This window comes from Flavobacterium collinsii, from assembly GCF_902804485.1.
Classification (GTDB): Bacteria; Bacteroidota; Bacteroidia; order Flavobacteriales; family Flavobacteriaceae; genus Flavobacterium; species Flavobacterium collinsii.
In genome coordinates, this window is sequence record NZ_CADCST010000069.1 from 1 (window position 1) to 21,252 (window position 21,252).

The window sequence follows — 21,252 nt, forward strand, 5'->3', positions numbered from 1 at the left end:
GAAGATATAAAACAAAAAACAGTTGCAAGAGGGTTCTTGCAACTGTTTAATTAATTATTTTTATGTAATAACCTGTATCGCTTTTTTAGGACGAGACAAGATAAATAAGGTTTATTACCTACTAATCGTTCCTCCTGAACTTGAAGTTTTTTCAATTGTTTTTGGAGTGATGTCATAATTGATAGATCCGCCGCTGCTAGCTGAAGCTTTCAGGTTTACAATTGGGTGAATATTTATACTTCCTCCGCTCGAGGCTTCAGCATGAATATCATTTGCGAATAATTTATGAGCATTGATGCTACCGCCGCTTGAAGCTGAGACCTGCATTTTTAATGCTTTTCCTTCCAGTCCAATAGAGCTTCCGCTGTCTGAATCGCAAGTAATGTTATCCGATTCGATATTTACATCTAATGTTGAAGCACTTGAGGCTTCTAGATTAATATCCTGACCCTGAATCAGACCTTTGCTCATAATAGTGGCAGCACTTGAAGACTCTAATTTGTCAATTACAGGCATTCTTACGGTTACTTTTTTCTTGGTAATATCACGAAAAGAGCCTTGTTTACATTTAACATATAAAGTTCCATTCTCTACTTTTGTTGTGATTTCCTGTTGAATGTTATCATCTGCCTCAACAACAATTTCTGTAGAATCAGATTGGATAATAATCAGATCGATTGCATTACTAACTGATACTTTTGTAAAATTGCCCTGAACAATTCTTTTTTCAGTAGTAACATTTCCGCTTCCTTTAATAGTATTCACATTAAAGTTACAAGAGGCAAACAATAATGCAGTAACTGCTGCAATAATGAATTTTGTAATATGAATGATTATTTTTATCATGGCCTAGTTGATTTTGATTATAACTCCGTTTTTATCAGTGGTTAATTTTCCTTTGGTTTTTTTTCCGTTTAAAATTTCTTTTCCATTTACTTTAATGGAAACTTCGTTTACGGTGTCGTTTTCAATGTTGTTTTCTTCACTGTCATTTTCATAGTTATTTTCGTAGTCATTCTCGTAATCATTTTCGTCTGCTGGACAGTCAAGGCATTTGATTTTAGACCCTTCTACTTTATAGCTGTAGTTACCGCTAAAATGTAAGTTGAAAAAATCATTCTCAGAATCGTCATAATCTTGTACAGATGCATCTGGTTTGAATAGCTGTCCTTCAGGTAAGTACAGGTATACATCAACTTCTTGTCCTCTGAATTTGTTTTTTACATCTGTCAGAAAATAATTATCTAAAATTAAGCGATTTCCGTTAATCTGAAATTTGTAATTGATCTTTTCTGCTCTTTGTTTGGCATTGATAAACGAGTTGCCTCTGGCTGTTTTTTCAATTTGAATGTAAGGTGCAGCCTCATCTGTATGTAAAACATGCAAGCGAACATCGTTGGAATAGATTAACTGATTATTGGCTGAGTCCTGTACAAATTCAAAATCACTATGGTGGTTCAGGTCTTTTGCATAATAATCGTTGTATCTGAATTTTACATAAAGCGTGTCTTTTGCTGTAATGTTGATTGCTTTCTTCTCTACCATTTTATTGTCATAAGAAAGCTCAGTTGCCTGTTTGATTCCAATGCTGATTGCGATAGCAACTGCAATAATCCAAATCGCTAACAAAGTATATTTAGTAATATTTCCAATAGACTTTAGGTTTGGCGATAACAATTTGAAACCTAAAAGTGTCAGGAAGAAAAATGGAATTCCAACAGCAAAGAACATTAATAAACCAAATGACCAAAGCGGATAATCAGTGAAGTTTCCGGCATCTACAAAATTTTGCCATGGAAAATCAACAAAAACGTTGGTTCCTAAAGTGAAAACACCAATCAGTAACATGATTAAAACACTGATTCCTGACATGATTAAAATCACTCCTAAGAATTTAGCGAATATTTTAAAAACCGTCATGACAAAGTCTCCAAATGAACTACTTATTCTCTCAGCTCCCGACTTTACCTGGTTTCCCATCGCGTCATAATCTGCATTTTTGAATTTATCAGATAAGTTTTCAATTTCTTCGCGAACTTTTTTTTCGATGTTCGAAATAGTTACCGGTTCGCCTGTCATTTCTAGTTTTTCTGAGGTAGTAATCGCTTCCGGAGTGACAATCCAAAGAACAAAGTAAGCTAAGATTCCTGTTCCAAAACCTGCGAAAACAAATATTAAGAAAATGATCTTGATCCAAACGGCATCAATTCCAAAATAGTGTCCTAAACCGGTTGCTACACCACCAATCATACCTTTTTCTTTGTCACGGTATAATTTTTTGTGTTTTCTTGCTCCGTAGTCGCTAAAAGACTGGTTTGTTTTTTCTTCGTCTTCAAGGATATAATCTTCAGGTTGTCCCATAACGGTAATCACCTCATCAACGTCTTTCAGTCCTACAACATGTTTGTCGCTTTTTTGTTTCTCAATTAATAATTCAGAAATACGCATTTCGATATCTTTAATAATTTCATCCTGTCCGGAAGAATTGGTAAGGGATCGTTTTATAGCGTCAAAATAGCGTGTCAGTTTTAAATATGCGTCTTCATCGATGTGAAAAACCATACCGCCTAAGTTAATATTTACTGTTTTGTTCATGACTTATTGATTTTGATTGGTGATTAGTTTTACGGCGTCAGACAATTCTGTCCAGGTACCGCTAAGTTCGTTTAAAAATGTTTGTCCTATTTCGGTTAATCCATAATATTTTCTTGGTGGTCCTGATGTAGATTCTTCCCATCGATAATTAAGCAAACCGTCGTTTTTCAGCCTAGTCAAAAGTGGATAAACTGTTCCCTCAACAACTAGTAATTTTGCGTTTTTTAAAGTGTCTAGTATTTCTGAGGTATATGCGTCTTTTTCTTTTAGTACTGATAAGATGCAAAACTCAAGAACACCTTTGCGCATCTGTGCTTTTGTGTTTTCAATGTTCATAATTTCATTTTGTTTTTTTTAGATTGAACAATTCGTTTTTTGATTGATGATGATTGATTGATGATTGAGTTGCCGGTTTGCCCTTCCGGATCGGGTGATTGATGATTGATGATTGATTTCGAAACTTTTCTGATGATGGTCAATTAAGGTTTCGACTATAACTTTTAACTTTTAGCCTCTTACTTTATAAAAGGAATCGTTAACGGATACTTGTATAATTCTCCGTTTGACGCTTTTATTGAGGCATAAATCACTAAAAAGAATTCAACAAATTTTAATACTCCAAAAAGTAAAACTGCTGTTGCTCCGATGCTTAGTAAGGCAATGTTTCCATTAAAGTCAAAATTTCTGATGATGAAATCTTCGTCGTTAAAAACAGCTTCCATTGGAAGATTCTGTAAAAAAACGGTGATGAAAATCGGAACTGCAATTAGAGCCAGAATTAACGTATAAAGCAAAAGGCTCAATTGAAAATTTAAAGCTTGCTTTCCGTGATGATTTACATATTCTGATTTGTCTTTGTAACTCGTCCAGATCAATATTGGGAATATATAATTCCCAAACGGAATGATGTACTGACTTAATGTGCTTAAATGTGTGAACGTTGCAGTGTTCTTTTCTGAGGTTGTTTCCATGATGAGTGGTGTTGTTGTTTCCATGATTAAAAGTATATAGTAATTTCTTATGCAAATATATATCTAAAAGACAGTATCTTGTTTTGCATAGTACCAAATATTAACAAAATATTAACAAGATTAAAATTTTAAAGACGGCTATAATGGACTGAAAACCATTCGGAATACCTGATTTTATTGGTAATCCAGGAAAGTATTTTAAATTTATTGTGCACGCATAGTTTTTTTGTATTTTTACATAAAAAAAGTAAATACCATGGCATTATCCGTTTCTAAACTTAATAAATTTGTATTATTCAAACTACCATCGGCCTACATTTGTGGTGTGCGTGTAAAGGCAATCGACAAAGACAGATGTGTGGTAAGTGTCAAACACCGATGGATCAACCAAAATCCTTTTAACTCGATGTATTTTGCCGTTCAGGCAATGGCTGCGGAACTAACTACCGGAGCATTAGTGATCTCTCAGATTCAACAAAGCGGAAAAAAGATTTCGATGTTAGTCGCTAACAATAAAGGAAACTTTACCAAAAAGGCGACAGGAAGAATAACATTTGTTTGTAATGACGGACACTTAATAGCCGATGCAATAAAAAGGACAATCGAAACAGGTGAGGGGCAAACCTTCTGGATGAAATCGATTGGAACAGATGAGAACGGTACTCAGGTTTCTGAAATGGATTTTGAGTGGAGTGTTCGAATTAAATAGTTTTTTCATCAGGATCCGGCCTAAGGGAACGGGCGAAGTGATTTCACGGACTATTTTTTGCTAAATGCTCAGGTATCTGGAGTTTACATTAATAACCTTTAATAAAGTTTCGAACTTTGTTAAGGCTTGTGAAAACAGGCATTCTTGTCCCGAATTAGTATAAAATTTAAAGCCAAATGCTGAATATCTGATTTAGTTTGTGTCAATTACTTCGTCCGTTCCCTTTGGTTGGGTCGTGCTAAGAAATAAAAAAAGACCTCAAGTAATTGAGGTCTTTTTGTTGAAACAAGTTTCGTTTATTTTTTAACGCAACATGATTTTTTATCTTTTTTTGTATCGTCTTTTTTCGCAGTATCTGTTTTTTTACAGCAGGATTCTTTTTTCTCTTTTTCTTTTTTAGGAGCAGGCTTAGTGTCTTGCGCCTGAATACCAATTGTAAATAAAGCAAGAGCTAAAACGGTAAATAATTTTTTCATTTTTGTTTAATTTAAGGTTTTATAATTTTGTTTTCTAATTGAAGATAGTGGTTCAAATATAAAAAGAGTTTCCTGTGTTAACTCTTACAGTTTAGTTAATGTTTTTGTAATAAATTGTTTTTTTTAGTTACAGATTAAAGTAAAAACGCAATTTAGTTAATAGTTCAGATTTACTCCAAAACCAACTCCCATATCACTGTCATAATGTGTAGTGATTCCAAAGTTTCTTCCGGCGATATACTTTAAGCCTGCCATATATTCCTTATCTGTATTCCACATCAAATTCATACGCAGACGCCTGGAAAGCGGGATGTCTTTTCGTTCAAATTGTATTCTCACGTTTCCATCGGTATAGACTTCGACCTGCGCTTTTACGAGCATAGGTAAGGTATATTCGATACCGGCACTCAGCACCGAACGATTGTCTTTGGTGTTTTTTTGTCCAAATAAATTCTGTTCCTGTTCGTCCATTCCCATTCTTCTGTAACGCCAGTCAAAACCAATAAAAGGCATAAACCATTGCATTTTGCCAATGTAGCGGCCAATATGTGTCTCCGTTTCATAACCGTGTTTGTCGTTGTAACCCAATCTCCATTCGGTACCAATGCTCCAGCGGGTGTTGCCAAACATCGCTTCTCCGTCGTTTCCATTGGAGGCAAAATCATTTTCAGCCATAAAATGAAACATACGGTCGTCCATCTTTAACATCTTATAAGCCATTTTAGGATCGTGTATTAACGGATTCGGTGCTGAATTTTCATAAGTAAAAATCCGACCCATTCCAGCCATCATGTGATACAATATATGGCAATGAAAAAACCAGTCTCCGTCGGCATTGGCCTGAAATTCGATCGTGTCGGTCTCCATCGGCATAATGTCAATCACATTCTTTAGGGGTGAATACTCGCCATGTTCGTTCAGAATTCTGAAATCGTGTCCGTGTAAGTGCATGGGATGGCGCATCATCGATCCGTTGTACAATACAATTCGAACATTTTCTCCTTTTTTAATTAAGATCTTATCGGTTTCAGAAACTACTTTGTTGTCTAAACTCCATACATAACGGTTCATATTTCCGGATAACTCGAAGCGAAGCTCTTTTACCGGAGCGTCTTTGGGTAGTGTTGTTGGGGTTGGCGATTTCAGCATCCCGTAATTGAGTGTCGTAATTCCGGCAACTTCCGCTGTATCGGCAGCCATGTCCATGCCTTCCATATTGTGCTTGGAATGATCTTCTATCTTTTCAGCTTCACCTCCTCCGGTAATTTCTGGGTACATAACGGCATTCATATCCATCTTATTCAAAGACATTTTCATCCCCATATCGTTCATGTCACCGTTCATTTTCATCATGTCATTCATCATTTTCATCCCTTCAAAATATTTTAATTTCGGAAGATGAGCAACAGACTGTTTGGCTCCTTCGCCTAAAAATAAAGAAGCTGATCCGGTTCGGTCTTCGGCTGTAGCCAGAAAAGCAAAAGATTTTTTGTCCTCGGGAATGGTAACCACAACATCATAGGTTTCAGAAACTGCAATAATTAATCGATCGACTTCTACCGGCTCAACATCGTTTCCGTCGCTGGCCACAACAGTTATTTTTCCGCCTCCATAGGTCAGCCAGAAATAACTCGAGGCACCACCGTTGGCAATTCTCAATCTGACTTTGTCGCCAGCTTTAAATTGCGAAAGCTGCTGTTCGTTTTTGCCGTTAATTAGAAATTTTTCGTAATAAACGTCACTGACGTCCATGGCATTCATACGTTTCCATTCGTTGGTTACTTTTGTTGAAAACTGTCCTTGTTTAATAGCTTCTGCATAACTTTGGGTAGTTCCTTTTTTTATGGCAAACCAATCGTTTGCATTGTGCAGCATTCGTTGTACATTTTCTGGTTTCAAATCTGTCCATTCACTTAAAATAACAGGGACCGTTGGTAAATCGTCGATTCCTTTTCTAATGGTTGTATCGTCTTTCTTTTTGTTGATGATAAAAAGTCCGTACAAACCAATTTGTTCCTGCAATCCTGAATGACTGTGGTACCAATACGTTCCGTTTTGAATAATAGGAAAGCTGTATTTGTGTGTTGTTCCCGGTTTTATAGGCATTTGCGTTAAATAGGGAACGCCGTCTTCCTTATTCGGAAGGAACAATCCGTGCCAGTGCAGGGCGGTGTTCTCTTTTTTTAAATCGTTATGGACGTAAATCTCCGCAACATCACCTTCTGTAAAAGTTAGCGTTGGCATCGGAATTTGTCCGTTAACAGTAATTGCTCGTTTTTCTTTTCCGGAAAAGTTCACAATAGTATCACGAACATGTAAATCATAACGAACTACTTTTTGCGCTTTTGCACTAAAAGCTATTAAAAAGACGAGTATAATAGTATGTAGTCTCATGCTAATTTTTTAAAGATTTAGATTTTGTACTCACACAACATTTCTGAAATGAAATAGTGAAGAGTCATTGTATCAATAGTTTAATTATTACAATGCAAATCTCCGAAGTAACAATTACTTTGGGTTGTACAATTTTGAGAATGATTTGTAAGATTTGGGAAGTCTGGTTTTTATAGCAAATACTTAAAAGACTTTCATAATCTCAAAAAGAAGCTAAGTTGCAGCGTTTTTCTTTTTAGATCAATAGTAAAACTTCTGGTTCTCTGAAATAAGAAAAACTTAGCGCCTCTGCGTCTTTGCGAGAAATAAAATCTTATAAATTCTCAATCTGAATGCGTTTTTTATCCTTCAATTGTTTAAAGCTGGTAGGGTTAAAGCCTGTGATTTTCTTGAATTGATTGCTCAAATGCGCGACGTTGCTATAGTTTAGCGTATCTGCAATTTGACTCAATGACAATTCGTTGTAAATGAGTAACTCCTTTACCTTTTCTATTTTTTGGCTGATAAAGTACTTTTCAATAGTAGTGTTTTCAAGTTCCGAGAATAAATTGCTTAGTGTGCTGTAATCCTGATTGAGATTTTTGATTAAGTAATCAGACATAGTAACTTTGAGGTCGTTGTTTTTATGATGCACCAGATCCACGATGAGGTTTTTTACTTTCTCAACAGTTTTACTTTTTTTGTCATCGATAAAATCAAAACCCAGCGCTTGTAAATTTTTAAGCAGTATTTCTTTTTGACTTTTAGAAATGGAGTCCTGTAGTTCAACTTCGCCTAATTCAACAGCAATAGGGTGAAGTCCGAGTTTTTCAAACTCAGACTTCACAACCATTTTACAACGTCCACACACCATGTTTTTGATGTAGAGCTTCATATTTACTTGATCGTTTCTACCACATTTCCACATGTTAGCATTGACGAACCGTAATAAGGGTTTTTGATTGCTTTTTCCTTGCTTAACCAGTCTGCATCAGCCATTGGACAATATTGTTTGTATACCGCCTGATCTGATTTTGAAACTTTAAGAAGTTCGTAAGTGTTTTTTGAAAGTGATTTGAAAGTTTCGCGCTGTTTTTTAAGATCTGTTGTAGCCGAAATATTCTTAGCATCAGCAGTTATTTTTTTCATGACTTTCATCCAGGCGTTGTGTTCGTCACCTTTCAATTGGTCCATTTTTACAGCTGTAATGGCAGTCAGTAAATCTTTGGCTTTCACCGAAGTTAGTTTGGCATCACTTTTAATTAAGGCATCCTTTACGGTAAAATAAGCATCATAAACCGTTTGTAACTGACTTGAAGCAGTAACTTCTACTGTCGTTGTTTCTTTTTTTATGGAATTGGCCAGGATAATATTAGCAGAGAAAGCTACTAAGATTACTACTACTATAGTTGAAATTGATTTTTTCATTTTATACGATTTTAGTAGAGGATTAAATTTCCTCTAAGTTAAATAATTTAAGATTGTTATTGCATATTAGGGCCTCAAAAATGGATTGAGACACAGAGAGTAATTTTTCTGTAAGTCCTAAAACGTTCGCTATAAAACGCAATTAGGGCTGTCAGAAATGCAATTATTTTATTTTTGGGGGTGCCCAGATAGAAGTAAAACCATCAGAAATACTGATGTTCTTGTAATAAGGAGTTCTTTTCTCAACGGAGAAATTAAATCTATTTTGTTTGAATTCAAACTCATTCATTGCAATTATGCTGAACTGAAGTCCGGAAGTTGTGCAGCCGGAATGATCGCATTTTCGACTACAGCCGTGCGAATCATTTTTGGAGCTGTCCTCTTTTTTACAGCAGTTTTTTTCGCTAGTATCCGATACCTCTTTTTTAGAAACGGCTTTCTTTTCACAAGAAGTTTTTTTAGTGGTTTTTCCACAGGCATAACTTGCATTTGACATCAGTAAGAAGCCAAAGGTTAAGAATAGGAATACTATGTGAACTTTTCTTGTCAACGAAAATAATTTAGAAATACAAATTTAGGTATTTTTTTTTACCGTGAAGTTTTTTTTAAGATTTCAATGACTACAGTTTTTTATAATCGGTAGGTTTCATGTTTTTCCTTTTCTTAAAATAATTGGAAAGGTGGCTTTCATCAGTAAAACCAAACTCGTGGGCAATTTGTTTAATGGGCAATTGATTGTTGTGAATTCGTTTTTCGATTAAAGTGGTTCTCAGATTATGAATGTAATCGCGATAGCTGATTGCAAAAGTCCTTTTAAAATATGCACTGAAATAGGTTTGGGCGATATTAAAATGATCGGCTATAACCTTAATCTGAACCAGTTTTGGATGGTAAATGTTCTGATGGATGTAAGTTGCAATTTGTTCGTTATCGATAGGGGCCGGTTTCAATTGCAGATTCATACAACGAATGGTTTCTTTTATCAAGCCAAAAATGGAAAGAATTTGATAAAAAACAATAGGAGAACTCGAAACATCGGCTTTGCAATTATAGGCTGTAATGTTTTCGATGGTATTTTTTAAAATGGTCTTGCAGGGATCGTCTAATTTTAAAAGGATCTCCTTTAATAATTTATTCCGCATAAAATCCTCTGGTGTATTGAGGAGTAAATCGTCGCAGAAAAGATTCTTGTTGGAATCGAAATAATTGTCAGTAAACTTGATGTACACAAAACGAGTCCTTTTTTTAATCTCAAAATAATGTTCGTCTTCGGGAGAAATGACAAACAAATCTCCCGATTTATAAGGAAGTAAGTTGTGGTTGAGGTGGTGAACCCCGTTTCCCTTTTTGATGTAAATAATTTCATAATAGGTGTGGGTGTGCGGAACATGAGGAAATACATCATCTTCAAATTCATGAATCACAAGCTTTTCAAACTGATTAAATTTCGGCATAACTTAAATTTACAAGTTTATGTCACAAATGTACAACTTATTTTAGGGTTAACGGTGTTAAATTTGCAGCATAGAAACACTATCCGTTTCTAATCTAAACAAATGAAAAAAAGTCTTATTGCACTCTCGTTAGGAGGTTTAACAATCGGTATTACCGAATTTGTGATGATGGGTTTGTTGCCTGATATTGCCTCAGATATGAAAGTCTCCATTCCGGTTGCCGGATATTTAATTTCTGCTTATGCACTGGGTGTTGTCATTGGTGCTCCGCTATTGGTAATCCTGGGAAGAAATTTAGCGCCCAAAAAAATGCTTTTGATATTAGCTTTGATGCTAACTGTTTTTAATGCGCTTTCGATTATTGCGCCTACCTATAACTTTTTATTCGCTTCCAGATTTCTCTCCGGACTACCGCACGGTGCCTTTTTTGGAGTTGGAGCGGTAGTCGCGAGCCGTTTGGCTGATAAGGGCAAAGAAGCTCAGGCAATTGCGATTATGTTTTCGGGTTTAACTTTGGCAAATTTAATTGGAGTACCTATTGGTACTTATATAGGACATAATTTTATCTGGCGTTATACATTTGTTTTAATTGCTGCGGTAGGTTTACTCACCTTTTTGTTTATCTCTTTGTGGATGCCCAATCTGGAAAAAAGCGGGAATGTAAATATGAAAACCCAATTGCTGTTTTTTAAGAAAACAGAGGCCTGGCTGATTATTGGAATTACGGCCATTGGATTTGGCGGTCTGTTTGCCTGGATTAGTTATATCGCACCTTTGCTGACCAATGTTTCTAAATTTGCAGCCGAAGATGTATCGTATATTTTAATTCTGGCTGGTTTGGGAATGGTAGTGGGAAATTTTGCCGGAGGGAAACTGGCTGATAAATATTCTCCTGCACCTACCGTATTGGCTTTGCTTTTTGTGATGGCAATTGATTTAATTCTGGTGTATTTTTTCTCTTTCAATCAATACGTGTCCTTATTTCTGACCTTTTTAACAGGAGCCATTTCTTTTTCGGTGATCGCTCCAATTCAGATGTTAATGATCAGAACGGCTAAGGGTGCTGAGATGATTGCTTCGGCAGCACTTCAGGGAAGCTTTAATATTGGAAATGCTTTGGGAGCCTTTTTAGGAGGTTTACCTTTGTCTGCAGGATACAGTTATGCTTCGCCAAATTTAATTGGTCTGGGTATGGCGCTAAGTGGAATGGTAATTACTTTTGCCCTAATGCAAAAACATAAAGAGAATTTACAGCTCCAAAAAGCTTAATTATTCTTCATGCTTTTTTAGAGTAGTTTGATCTGAGTTTTTTAAAAGGTATTCTAGTATAAAAAAAGAGTCTTTGAACTTTCTGGTTCAAAGACTCTTTTTTTTATCTCTTATTTTACTTTTAATCCATCCAGAGCATCGTAGTGGTATGCTGTATTTATAATTTGTAAGAATTGGATTTCGTTGTAGGCGAAATATTGCTTCCCGAGTATTAAAATCCGTTTTTGTTGAGCGGTTTCTTGGAGTATTTTTTTGACAAGTAGCTCATCGCTGAATGTAAAAACAAAACTTAATAATATGATAACGAGTTGTCGTGTAATCGATTGTTTTTTTTATGAAATCGTAACAATTATTGAAAAAATAAAAATATATTTAATATTTATACAGAGATTAAATTGCACATGTCACATAAAAAAGCAATTATATTTTTCATATTTTATTTATTTTAGGAAATTTTTAGGAATTTTAATTTTTTATGTCAAAAAAATATTTAAGTTTGTGTAATCGATTACAACTTTTTTAAATGTTAAAAAAATGCGTTATTTGAAAGGTCAAAAACAGCTCGAAATAGAGGCTGCTGAGAAAGAAAATAGGCTTTGATAATCAGTAAAAAAGGAGTAGCGTGATAAAAACTAAATAACCACTTAGAATAAACAATTAATAACTTAAACAATTAACCATGAATTTTAAAGATTTATTTAACAAAGGAGCAAATTGTTGCTTTGCAGTTGTTTTCTTATTGTGCTTACTGGCAAGCAATCAATTGAATGCTCAGAGTATTACACTTGAAGGAACCGTTAAAGACGCTGCAGGACTCACATTGCCAGGTGTTAATATTTTAGAGAAAGGAACAAAAAACGGAACTTCTTCAGATTTTGACGGACGTTACAAATTAAAACTGAGCAATCCCAAAGCAATAGTGACGTATTCTTTTATAGGTTTTAAAACCAAAGAAATCAATGTTGCCGGAAAAGCGAAAGTAGACATTGTTCTAACCGAAGATTCAAATGCTTTAAATGAGGTTGTTGTAGTGGGTTATGGAACAGTTAAGAAATCAGATTTGACAGGAGCAGTTTCTTCCATTTCAGGAAATGATTTGAAGAAAGTTCCGGTTTCTAATATAGCCGAAGCTTTAACAGGTAGAATCGCCGGAGTTCAGGTTACTTCGAGCGAGGGTTCGCCGGATGCTGATATTAAAATCAGAATTCGTGGTGGCGGGTCTCTAACACAAGATGCTTCGCCTTTAATTATAGTGGATGGTTTTCCGGTAAACAGCATGAGTGATATTGCTGCTTCTAATGTGGAATCGATGACCGTATTGAAAGATGCTTCTTCTACGGCAATCTATGGATCCAGAGGAGCAAACGGGGTTATTATTATTACGACAAAAACAGGTAAAGACGGAAAAATGGCGGTGAGCTATAATATGTTCTATGGTATGAAAACCATGGCTAAAGAAATTGATGTTCTTCCGGTGGATGATTTTGTGAAATGGCAATACGAATATGCTTTATTGGATCAAACAGATAAGACTATTATGACCAATCCAAGTTCTTATACGAAGTATTTTGGCAATTGGCAGGATCGTGATTTGTACAACGGATTAAAAGGTACCGACTGGCAAAAGCAGATTTATGGCCGTCGTGGTGAAGTAAACAGCCGTGATTTAGGAATTCGCGGAGGGAATGAAAAACTGAGCTATAACTTTAATTACGCATACTACGATGAGAAAGCTATTATGGTGGGTTCGAATTTTAAAAGAAACAACCTTTCATTGGCGTTAAAAAATAAAGCAAGTGATAAAATTGATCTTGGTTTTACAGTACGTTACTCGGATACAAATGTGAATGGTGGAGGTGCGAACGATCAAAATCAGGCCTCATCGCTTGATAGCCGTTTGCGTCATAGTGTGGGTTATGCGCCAATTCCGATGCCGGGATTAACTACAGATAATGATGATCAGTCTGTGAACAGCTATCTGGTAAATCCATTTTTAGCGGTAACGGATAATGACCGTCAGCAGACCAGAAAAAATTACAATTTATTAGGAAGCTTTGGGTGGAAACTAACTAAAGATTTAAAATTTCAAAGTGATTTAGGATTGGATAATTCCAATTATTCCGATTATCGTTTTTATGGTTCTTCTACTTACTTCTCAAGCACGGCTAAAATTGGAGCTGGAAAACCGGGTATGGTGATGAGCGATCGTAAAGATGTCCGTTTTAGAAATGCGAATACCTTAAATTATGATTTCAAAAATATTCTTGGAGAAAACCATCATTTGACAGGACTCTTGGGAGAAGAAATGATTACTACGACTTCAAACAAAGTAACAACAACAATGCTAAATTATCCTAAATTCTTTGATTTGGATCAGGCTAAGAAATTAACCACTCAGGGAATTCCTTTTTCAGTTGATAATTTTTACAGCCCTGATGATAAATTATTGTCGTTTTTCGGGCGTTTAAATTACGATTACAAAGATCGTTATCTTTTAACGGCTTCTTTTCGTGCCGATGGTTCCAGTAGGTTTTTAGGAAACAACCGCTGGGGATATTTCCCGGCAGCAGCAGCAGCATGGAAAATTTCTGAAGAAAATTTTCTAAAAAATGCTTCTTGGCTGAGTCTTCTTAAATTAAGACTGAGTTATGGTGAAGCAGGGAATAATAATATTCCAGTTGGTCAAACGGTTCAGAGTTATCTGTCCAGTACAAATTCTTTTATAAATGGGTTTGACAGCTATTGGTCTCCATCAAGCGTTTTAGCTAATCCGGATTTGAAGTGGGAAACTACCGTAACGCAAAATATTGGTTTTGATTTTGGATTTTTTAAAAATCGTTTAAACGGGACTTTTGATGTGTATAAAAATGTAACGCAGGACTTATTGATTGAATTTCCAGTTGGTGGTACAGGGTATAAAACGCAGTTTAGAAATATGGGGGAAACGCAAAATTCTGGTTTTGAAGCCACCTTGAATTTTATAGCTATCGAAAAGAAGAATTTTGGTTTAAGTTTTTCTGTGAATGTTGGGTTTAATAAAAATAAAATTAATTCTCTTGGTGTAATGGACAATTTTGTACAAAATACCAACTGGGCATCTACGGATGTTGGAAGCGATTATGCGGTAAATGTTGGTTCTCCAATAGGCCTAATGTACGGCTACCAAAATGACGGGCGCTACGAAGTTTCAGACTTTGATTATGTGGGGGGCAAGTACACTTTAAAAGCAGGTGTTGCCGATGCCAGTAGCCTTCTGGGAGCTTTACAGCCGGGAATGATGAAGTTGAAAAATGCAGATGGCTCTGCCGACAATAAAGTTACTGCATCCGATCAAAAAGTGATTGGAAATTCTAATCCTAAAAACACTGGAGGTTTAATCATTAATGCAAATGCTTATGGTTTTGATCTTTCTGCTGCTTTCAACTGGAGTGTTGGAAATGATATTTACAACGCCAATAAAGCTGAGTTTTCAACCTCAAATAGAAATGGGCAGTACAAAAATTTAAGTACTGAAATGGCTGATGGTAAAAGATGGACAAATTTAGATCCAACTTCTGGACAATTGATAACAGATCCTACGGTTTTAGAGGCGTTGAATGCCAACACCACAATGTGGTCTCCTTACATGCAGAAATTTATGTTTACGGACTGGGCAGTAGAAGATGGCTCCTTCCTTAGGCTGAATACTTTGATTTTAGGGTATAGTACACCACAAGCTTTAACGTCTAAGCTAGGCGTAAGTAAGTTAAGGTTCTACTTTACGGCAACTAATGTGTTTGTAATTACAAATTATTCTGGCCCGGATCCTGAAGTGTCAACAAAAAGAAGCAATCCGTTAACACCGGGAGTTGATTATTCAGCTTATCCGCGTAGCAGACAGTTGGTTTTTGGTTTAAACCTTAATTTCTAATTTAAAACTTATCGCAAAATGAAATATAAAGTAATAATAGCAGGATTGATAATCTCAGGTCTATTGACTTCTTGTCAGGATTTAGGAGAGGAATACTTTGATACTCCTGCGCAATCAACATTAGACGAACAGCTTATTTTTTCTACGGCCGGATTAGCGCAAGGAGCTGTTGATGGAATAAAAGTATCATTTGGAGAGGAACAGTCTTACAGAGGAAGACTTTTGACCTATCAGGGATTAAATACCGATACAGAATGGCTTTTAGCATCTTCGAGTGACAATGCTAAATCTGATTTGGTAGTTTACGATGCTAAGGCTGATAATACAGAAATGAACTCTCCAAAAAATGCGTGGGCAATGATGTATGAAGGAATTGAGCGTGCGAATTTGTGTATAAGAGGTCTGCGTAAATATGGTAATCCATTACCGAATACCGAGATGGGACAGCTGTTAGGAGAAGCGTTGACTTTGCGTGCTATTTATTATGCCGATCTGATAAGAAACTGGGGAGATGTTCCTTCCCGTTTTGAACCTGTTTCTACTTCGACCATCTACGTACCTAAAGCGAGCCGTGATGAAATTTACAAGCAATTAATCGCTGATTTGGGTGAAGCCGGAACTTTGGTGGCATGGCCTAATGAGACTGCAGCAACAACAAGTACAGAGCGTATTAACAAGGCTTTCGTAAAAGGTCTTAGAGCCCGTTTGGCTATGACCGCCAGTGGTTTTCAGCAATACTCAGATGGGGTGAGAAGAAGTACAGATCCTGCGCTTTCGGTAGGCACTATGTATAAACTGGCGTTAGACGAATGTCGTTCTGTAATTGCGAGTGGTTCTGCACATTTAGAACCGACTTTTGAAGGTTTATGGAGAAAATACAATCAGGAAAATATCGCAGCCGGAGGAGAATCTCTTTGGGAAATTCCTTTTGGAGCTACACGAGGGAGAGTCTTATTTACTTTTGCGGTGCGTCATGATGCTGTCGATCAGTTTCAGCAGATGGGAACAAATAAAGGAGGAGTGAACGGGCCATTACCTTTTGTTTTTTATGACTACGATCAGGCTGATAGCCGCAGAGATGTTACCTGTGTTCCTTACAAATGGGGAGCTGCAGTAAATGGTAAAGCAAAGCAGGAACTTACAGATTTACAAACCTGGTATTTTGGTAAATATCGTTTTGAGTGGATGAACCGTATTGTTACAGCACCAAATGACGATGGGGTAAATAAAATTTATATGCGTTATGCTGAGGTACTTTTAATTGCTGCCGAAGCCGCAAACGAATTAGAAGGGCCCGGATCAGCTGCTGTTTATTTAAAAGAAATTCGCCGCAGAGCTTTTGCTTCCGGAAGCCAAGCTGTAAAAGTAGATGCGTATGTAGATAGTTTTACAAGCAAACAAGCCATGATGAATGCTATTATCGAGGAAAATAAATATGAATTTACGGGAGAGATGGAACGCAAATTTGCACTGATTCGCTGGAATTTATTGAAAACAAAATTAGACGAAGCTAAAGTTAAAATGGCACGTCTGAAAGCGCGCAGCGATGAATATGCTACTGTGCCATTGACCTTATATTACAAATACAAAGCAGATAATACGACACTGGAAGTTTACGGGCTGAACCGTGGTGAAACACAGGCGCAGGGTGCTGATTACACTTCAAAAAGCTGGGATAAACTAGAGGACAATAAAATAACCACATTGTACAAAGCCGGAGTGAATCCTGATAAAAGACAATTTTGGCCTATCTGGCAAACGTTTATTGACGGAAGCAATGGTCAGTTAGTAAATGACTGGGTTTTCGGAAACTAAAAACAATTAACAAATAAACTATAGTTTTAGAATTATGAACGCAAAAGATATATTTAAAGGATTGCTGGCTATGTTTTTATTGGTAATTGCCGGTTGCGAAAGTTACAATGAAGCAGTACTGGAAGATATAGGAGCAAATAGAGTATTTTCTCCAATAGAACTGAAAGCGGTAGTGAGAAATCAAACCACGGTGGAATTAAACTGGACTGCTAAGGAAGATGTTGATCATTATACGGTAGAATTCAGTGCTGATGATCCGGATTTCAAAACAATTTACAAAACAGTTAATGTTACCGCAAAAGAAATTCCGGTAAAAGTAGCGTTAGAAGGAGAAACGGTTTATTCGATAAGAGTTAAAGCGGTAAGTGCTTCAGGACTTGCCGATTCGAAATGGTCCGTAACAACAGCAGCAACATTGTCCGAACAAATCTTTTTTCCTGTACAGTCTGCCGATATTGAAGCAACTCAGGTAACGTTAAGATGGACACCGAACAGCTCTGTCACGCAAATTACCGCAGGTCCTGGTGGGATTGCACACACTATTACGGCTGCTGAAAAAACGGCCGGTGTGGCAACAGTTACCGGGTTAACAGGAGAAACGGCTTATACCGCTACTTTGTTTAACGGAGCTAAAAAGAGAGGAGTGGTTACTTTTACCACAGGAATTGATATTGGTACGGGTATTTTGGTGAAACCTACAGAGGATTTGAATGCAAAAATTGCAGCTGCAAATCCGGGAGCTGTATTGGTATTGATGCCTGGGGAATACAATGTTTATATTGGTGAAATTATTCTGAACAAACCAGTTACTATCAGAGGCTTAAGAACAGATAATAAACCCTTGCTTCATAATAAATTTACACTGAATGCGGGAGCTACAACGGTAAGTTTAATCGATTTGGATCTTAACGGAGATAAAACCCAAAGTGATGCGGTTAAATACAATGACGTAAGTACGGCTTACGGGGCGCTTTTAATTAGTGGCTGTAATGTTCATGATTTTGTAAAATCATTTATAACGCAAACAGCGACCGGTATTACTAAAATTGCGTCGGTAACGGTTGAAAATACTGTGGTCACCAATATTCTGACTGTTCAGGGCGACTGTATCGATTTCAGAACCTCGCATCTGGCATCGCTTATCCTTAGAAACAGTACTTTTAATAATTGTGCCACGGGCAGGGATTTCATCCGTATCGATAATGCGCTTAATATTACGGGAACAGGTTTAACAACGACCGTTTTGGTAGATGCCTGTACCATTTCAAATAAAGCGATGACCGCTTCGAATCGAATTTTGTATGTGCGTTTTGCTAGTAATTCTTCCACAATTCGCAACACACTTTTTGATACACCATTGGCAATGTATACCAATCAGGCTTCAACTACAGCGCCAACGTTCTTAAACAATAATTATTTTAATTCGACTGCACTGCATACGGCTGGTATAGCGGCAGTAAAATATGATGCTTCAGGAACTTACGGGACTTTAGATCCTCAGTTTGTAAACAGCGCTGCAGGAAATTTTACCATTAAAAATCAAGTTCTAATTGATAAAAAAATTGGAGATCCGCAATGGAGGCCATAGTTAGTTCAAAGGTTGTTTATAAAAAGGGATGTCAAAATCAATGATGTCCCTTTTTTGTTTAAGATAATGAGGAAAATTATTCAATATCCAGATCAAACTTTTCTAACAAACCAGCAAGTGCGGCGTGAGACACTCTAGTTTTTTTGATTTTATTTTCTGAGGGGTCAAAAGCATAATTTCGTGACGTTCTAAAATCGGTTTTCTCCAAAATGCATTCCACAAAAGTGGCATTTGCAAGATCGCAGTTTTTAAAAACGGTCTGCGATAGATCAGTATTTGAAAAATCGACATCTTTTAAAGAGCACTCAACGAAATTGGTTTTCTTTAGCTTTTTGTAGATAAAAGTAGAATAATCAATAAGGCAGTCCTGAAAAGACATCGAGAACAAAAAACTATTACAGGCACTGAAATCGAGCCCCATTAATTTACAGCCAATAAATTTGATATTTTTAAAACCTGTATTTTTAAGTATAGCGAGTGAAAGATTACAGTTATTAAAAGTGCAATCTGAGAAATCAATAGAGGTAAAATTGCTTTTGGAAAAGTTACAGTTGATAAAATCGCAGTTTACAAATTCGTTATCTGATAGTTTCTGATCAGAATAATCAATCGTGTCAAAGGTTTTGTTTTGATGTAAAGCGGCTTCCATAATAATAAATTGAGAGTGAAGGGTAATGATTGGGGAAATGCAGTTTTATTCTAATTCGATACAGTCGAAAATTTCGTTTTTGAGAATCTTTTCGGTTATTTCAGCTTCACTATCGATCCTTAATATATTGTCGCAGTCCTCCAGGTCAAAATTCCATATCGCATTTGGCAGTAATTCATCAAGTAATGCATTCGCGAATTCCAGCTTTGATTTTGTATCAATTGAAGTTTTGAAAACGTAGATCATAAAATTGCTTTTTTTTTTTACGGAACAAATTTCAAAAAAAGCTTTCCAATTTTATAGGATGTAAAAGGCAATAATTAGGACTTATCAATCAATTTTCGATATTGAATGGGAGTAATTCCTTCATGTTTTTTAAAGAAACGGCTAAAGTAAGAATGATCCTCATGTCCTACCTGCATTGCGATTTCACTTACAGAAAGAGTAGTTTGATAGAGCAGATATTTTGCTTCGGTCAAAATGGTCTCGTCAATCCATTTGGCTGCAGGCTTGCCAGTTGCTGATTTGACGGATTTGTTTAGATGATTGGGCGTAACATTTAGCAAAGAGGCGTAATAATTGACCTGATGTTGTGTTTTGATGTTCTCGTAAATGAGTTTTTTGAATTTTGCAGCAATAACAGCCGCAGCAGTACTGTTCTTGGATGCTTTAGGGGCATTTTTATTCATTTCAAAAAACAAAGCTATTAAATAAGCCTGAACAATGTCAGAATTGTTGGTTTCGGGTTCAAGATAGGCTGCCTGTAAGCGATTAAAGAGATTGACTATGAAATGAAAGTTGTCTTCAGAGATTGCGATTTTAGGATTGCCTCCAATTTTAAGAAAATCAAAATCATTTAACATTTCGCTGTTGCCGTACTTCCCGATTAAAACATCCGGATGAAACTGACAAATAAAACCAACGTGTTTGGTGTTAATGTGCTCGATAGAAAAAATCTGCCCGGCAGGAACGATGATCATTTCATTGGGATGGGTCTGGTATTCCTCGAAACCAATTTTTACAAAATGAACTCCTGAGGTTACGAAAATTATAGTATGACAGCTGTGTTTTGAAGGAGGGACGGCATAACGAAGCTGCATCATTTCTTCTGTTTTTAAACAAAAAAAATGATCAGAATTCGATCTGAACAACAGTTGTATTGGATTTTCCAGTCCCAGAAACTTTTCCCGGAATCCTTTTGCACCGTATGTTTTTATCGTTCCGGCTGTCTTGTTTTTCATCATTTAGTAATACAGTCTAAAATCGAGTAATTTGCACAGAGCATAATGTTTTTGATAGAGTTCTTCTACGACTTCTGTGAGATCATCATTTTCCTGATACAAACTAAAGAAAGCTTTGTCGATTGTGCTGCAGCTGGCTATTTTGTTATAGGTAGAGCCGTAGCCCGAAATAGCCCGTGCACCGGTAATATCTAAAAAGTATTGTGCTTCGTCGTCGTTTAGATCAAGTACTTTTAAATTGGCAAAATGAATAATCTTTCCTTTCATCTTTCCTTCAAACAACTCTGCAATTTCTTCCAGACTGTAATAGTAATCATGAAGACAGATATTGTTAGGTTCGCCCGGCATTACTAAATAAATAATCTCATAATCCTTAAAATTATGGTCTTCATAAAGTAACACGTTCAGGCTCTCTTCTAAGCTTTCAATCGTATCGCAGGTTTTGTAAATGCTGGCAATACCTTGATCGATAGCTATTTCTTCCAGGTTTTTTACCACCTGGGTAACAGTGCTGTTTTCTACGTCAGGAACACCTTCGAGGCAGAAGATGAATTTTTCGTAATCCATACCATTGTGTTTTCCGGTTACTGATTTGTGATGAAAGAATCACTTAGTTCTTGTTCTCACAAAAGTATTTTTAATTGTCGAAAAATTACTGTCGGTAAGGTATTTTAACGCATTTTTGACATTAAAAAAACAAATAAAAAGACCTGAAAATAAAAAAATCCACTTTTAGCAAACTAAAAATGGATTTTACAATTGAGTTTCATTCTT

The 21,252-nt window shown here is 36.3% G+C and carries 19 protein-coding genes; 5 read left to right on the forward strand and 14 right to left on the reverse strand.

Going from position 1 to position 21,252, the window contains the following annotated elements; all coding sequences use genetic code 11:
- Positions 1-114: 114 nt before the first annotated feature.
- From FLA105534_RS06475 to FLA105534_RS06490, 4 genes are all read right to left on the reverse strand, one after another.
- Positions 115-846 (reverse strand): head GIN domain-containing protein, encoded by a 732-nt coding sequence (locus FLA105534_RS06475; protein ID WP_173965222.1) that lies wholly within the window; start codon positions 844-846, stop codon positions 115-117.
- Positions 847-849: 3 nt separating this feature from the next.
- Positions 850-2,595, reverse strand: a complete 1,746-nt coding sequence (locus tag FLA105534_RS06480; protein ID WP_173965223.1) for a PspC domain-containing protein — start codon at positions 2,593-2,595, stop codon at positions 850-852.
- Between the two features lie 3 nt (positions 2,596-2,598).
- A complete protein-coding gene (locus tag FLA105534_RS06485; protein ID WP_017498072.1) occupies positions 2,599-2,931 on the reverse strand; it encodes a PadR family transcriptional regulator in 333 nt (110 codons plus the stop codon).
- A gap of 179 nt (positions 2,932-3,110) precedes the next feature.
- The gene (locus FLA105534_RS06490; protein ID WP_246253181.1) at positions 3,111-3,590 is read right to left on the reverse strand and encodes a DUF4870 domain-containing protein; all 480 of its coding nucleotides are present in this window, start codon (positions 3,588-3,590) and stop codon (positions 3,111-3,113) included.
- A gap of 232 nt (positions 3,591-3,822) precedes the next feature.
- On the opposite strand from FLA105534_RS06490, the gene FLA105534_RS06495 reads away from it, so the two are divergent.
- Entirely contained in the window at positions 3,823-4,275 is a 453-nt protein-coding gene (locus tag FLA105534_RS06495) for a DUF4442 domain-containing protein (RefSeq protein WP_173965224.1), read from the forward strand.
- Between the two features lie 296 nt (positions 4,276-4,571).
- On the opposite strand, the gene FLA105534_RS06500 is transcribed toward FLA105534_RS06495, so the two are convergent.
- The 6 genes from FLA105534_RS06500 to FLA105534_RS06525 form a co-directional block, all read right to left on the reverse strand.
- Positions 4,572-4,751 carry a hypothetical protein gene (locus FLA105534_RS06500; protein ID WP_173965225.1) on the reverse strand — a complete coding sequence of 60 codons (180 nt, stop codon included), beginning with the start codon at positions 4,749-4,751 and terminating at the stop codon, positions 4,572-4,574.
- Positions 4,752-4,907: 156 nt separating this feature from the next.
- Positions 4,908-7,145 (reverse strand): multicopper oxidase family protein, encoded by a 2,238-nt coding sequence (locus tag FLA105534_RS06505; RefSeq protein WP_173965226.1) that lies wholly within the window; start codon positions 7,143-7,145, stop codon positions 4,908-4,910.
- Between the two features lie 313 nt (positions 7,146-7,458).
- Positions 7,459-8,019, reverse strand: coding sequence for a helix-turn-helix domain-containing protein (locus FLA105534_RS06510; protein ID WP_173965227.1), 561 nt, complete (start codon positions 8,017-8,019; stop codon positions 7,459-7,461).
- 2 nt (positions 8,020-8,021) lie between these two features.
- Positions 8,022-8,552, reverse strand: coding sequence for a DUF3347 domain-containing protein (locus FLA105534_RS06515; protein ID WP_173965228.1), 531 nt, complete (start codon positions 8,550-8,552; stop codon positions 8,022-8,024).
- Between the two features lie 163 nt (positions 8,553-8,715).
- On the reverse strand, positions 8,716-9,102 hold the full coding sequence (locus FLA105534_RS06520) for a hypothetical protein (RefSeq protein WP_246253182.1): 387 nt from the start codon (positions 9,100-9,102) through the stop codon (positions 8,716-8,718).
- Positions 9,103-9,172: 70 nt separating this feature from the next.
- Entirely contained in the window at positions 9,173-10,006 is an 834-nt protein-coding gene (locus FLA105534_RS06525; RefSeq protein WP_173965229.1) for an AraC family transcriptional regulator, read from the reverse strand.
- 102 nt (positions 10,007-10,108) lie between these two features.
- Here FLA105534_RS06525 and FLA105534_RS06530 point away from each other — a divergent pair, with 102 nt between their 5' ends.
- The 4 genes from FLA105534_RS06530 (at position 10,109) to FLA105534_RS06545 (ending at position 18,588) form a co-directional block, all read left to right on the forward strand.
- Positions 10,109-11,275, forward strand: a complete 1,167-nt coding sequence (locus tag FLA105534_RS06530; RefSeq protein WP_173965230.1) for an MFS transporter — start codon at positions 10,109-10,111, stop codon at positions 11,273-11,275.
- A 679-nt stretch (positions 11,276-11,954) separates the two neighbouring features.
- Positions 11,955-15,185 (forward strand): SusC/RagA family TonB-linked outer membrane protein, encoded by a 3,231-nt coding sequence (locus FLA105534_RS06535; protein ID WP_173965231.1) that lies wholly within the window; start codon positions 11,955-11,957, stop codon positions 15,183-15,185.
- An 18-nt stretch (positions 15,186-15,203) separates the two neighbouring features.
- On the forward strand, positions 15,204-17,000 hold the full coding sequence (locus FLA105534_RS06540; protein WP_173965232.1) for a RagB/SusD family nutrient uptake outer membrane protein: 1,797 nt from the start codon (positions 15,204-15,206) through the stop codon (positions 16,998-17,000).
- A gap of 34 nt (positions 17,001-17,034) precedes the next feature.
- A complete protein-coding gene (locus FLA105534_RS06545; protein ID WP_173965233.1) occupies positions 17,035-18,588 on the forward strand; it encodes a DUF5123 domain-containing protein in 1,554 nt (517 codons plus the stop codon).
- A gap of 76 nt (positions 18,589-18,664) precedes the next feature.
- Here the strand turns inward: FLA105534_RS06545 and FLA105534_RS06550 are convergent, their stop codons facing one another.
- The 4 genes from FLA105534_RS06550 to FLA105534_RS06565 form a co-directional block, all read right to left on the reverse strand.
- Positions 18,665-19,237, reverse strand: a complete 573-nt coding sequence (locus FLA105534_RS06550; protein WP_173965234.1) for a pentapeptide repeat-containing protein — start codon at positions 19,235-19,237, stop codon at positions 18,665-18,667.
- Between the two features lie 45 nt (positions 19,238-19,282).
- Complete coding sequence (locus tag FLA105534_RS06555) at positions 19,283-19,483, reverse strand: hypothetical protein (RefSeq protein WP_173965235.1); 201 nt, start codon at positions 19,481-19,483, stop codon at positions 19,283-19,285.
- 74 nt (positions 19,484-19,557) lie between these two features.
- Positions 19,558-20,481: a helix-turn-helix domain-containing protein gene (locus tag FLA105534_RS06560; RefSeq protein WP_246253183.1), complete on the reverse strand. Its 924-nt coding sequence runs from the start codon at positions 20,479-20,481 to the stop codon at positions 19,558-19,560.
- Positions 20,482-21,045 carry a DUF6642 family protein gene (locus tag FLA105534_RS06565; protein ID WP_173965236.1) on the reverse strand — a complete coding sequence of 188 codons (564 nt, stop codon included), beginning with the start codon at positions 21,043-21,045 and terminating at the stop codon, positions 20,482-20,484.
- Positions 21,046-21,252 lie beyond the last annotated feature (207 nt).

Bases quoted from the DNA above. Each gene is read 5' to 3' on its own strand.
- FLA105534_RS06495 (WP_173965224.1), top strand. From the start codon at position 3,823: ATGGCATTATCCGTTTCTAAACTTAATAAATTTGTATTATTCAAACTA.
- FLA105534_RS06515 (WP_173965228.1), bottom strand. From the start codon at position 8,552: ATGAAAAAATCAATTTCAACTATAGTAGTAGTAATCTTAGTAGCTTTC.
- FLA105534_RS06560 (WP_246253183.1), bottom strand. From the start codon at position 20,481: ATGATGAAAAACAAGACAGCCGGAACGATAAAAACATACGGTGCAAAA.
- FLA105534_RS06540 (WP_173965232.1), top strand. From the start codon at position 15,204: ATGAAATATAAAGTAATAATAGCAGGATTGATAATCTCAGGTCTATTG.
- FLA105534_RS06500 (WP_173965225.1), bottom strand. From the start codon at position 4,751: ATGAAAAAATTATTTACCGTTTTAGCTCTTGCTTTATTTACAATTGGT.
- FLA105534_RS06535 (WP_173965231.1), top strand. From the start codon at position 11,955: ATGAATTTTAAAGATTTATTTAACAAAGGAGCAAATTGTTGCTTTGCA.
- FLA105534_RS06510 (WP_173965227.1), bottom strand. From the start codon at position 8,019: ATGAAGCTCTACATCAAAAACATGGTGTGTGGACGTTGTAAAATGGTT.
- FLA105534_RS06490 (WP_246253181.1), bottom strand. From the start codon at position 3,590: ATGGAAACAACAACACCACTCATCATGGAAACAACCTCAGAAAAGAAC.
- FLA105534_RS06565 (WP_173965236.1), bottom strand. From the start codon at position 21,045: ATGGATTACGAAAAATTCATCTTCTGCCTCGAAGGTGTTCCTGACGTA.
- FLA105534_RS06545 (WP_173965233.1), top strand. From the start codon at position 17,035: ATGAACGCAAAAGATATATTTAAAGGATTGCTGGCTATGTTTTTATTG.
- FLA105534_RS06480 (WP_173965223.1), bottom strand. From the start codon at position 2,595: ATGAACAAAACAGTAAATATTAACTTAGGCGGTATGGTTTTTCACATC.
- FLA105534_RS06485 (WP_017498072.1), bottom strand. From the start codon at position 2,931: ATGAACATTGAAAACACAAAAGCACAGATGCGCAAAGGTGTTCTTGAG.
- FLA105534_RS06505 (WP_173965226.1), bottom strand. From the start codon at position 7,145: ATGAGACTACATACTATTATACTCGTCTTTTTAATAGCTTTTAGTGCA.
- FLA105534_RS06475 (WP_173965222.1), bottom strand. From the start codon at position 846: ATGATAAAAATAATCATTCATATTACAAAATTCATTATTGCAGCAGTT.
- FLA105534_RS06550 (WP_173965234.1), bottom strand. From the start codon at position 19,237: ATGGAAGCCGCTTTACATCAAAACAAAACCTTTGACACGATTGATTAT.
- FLA105534_RS06530 (WP_173965230.1), top strand. From the start codon at position 10,109: ATGAAAAAAAGTCTTATTGCACTCTCGTTAGGAGGTTTAACAATCGGT.
- FLA105534_RS06525 (WP_173965229.1), bottom strand. From the start codon at position 10,006: ATGCCGAAATTTAATCAGTTTGAAAAGCTTGTGATTCATGAATTTGAA.
- FLA105534_RS06555 (WP_173965235.1), bottom strand. From the start codon at position 19,483: ATGATCTACGTTTTCAAAACTTCAATTGATACAAAATCAAAGCTGGAA.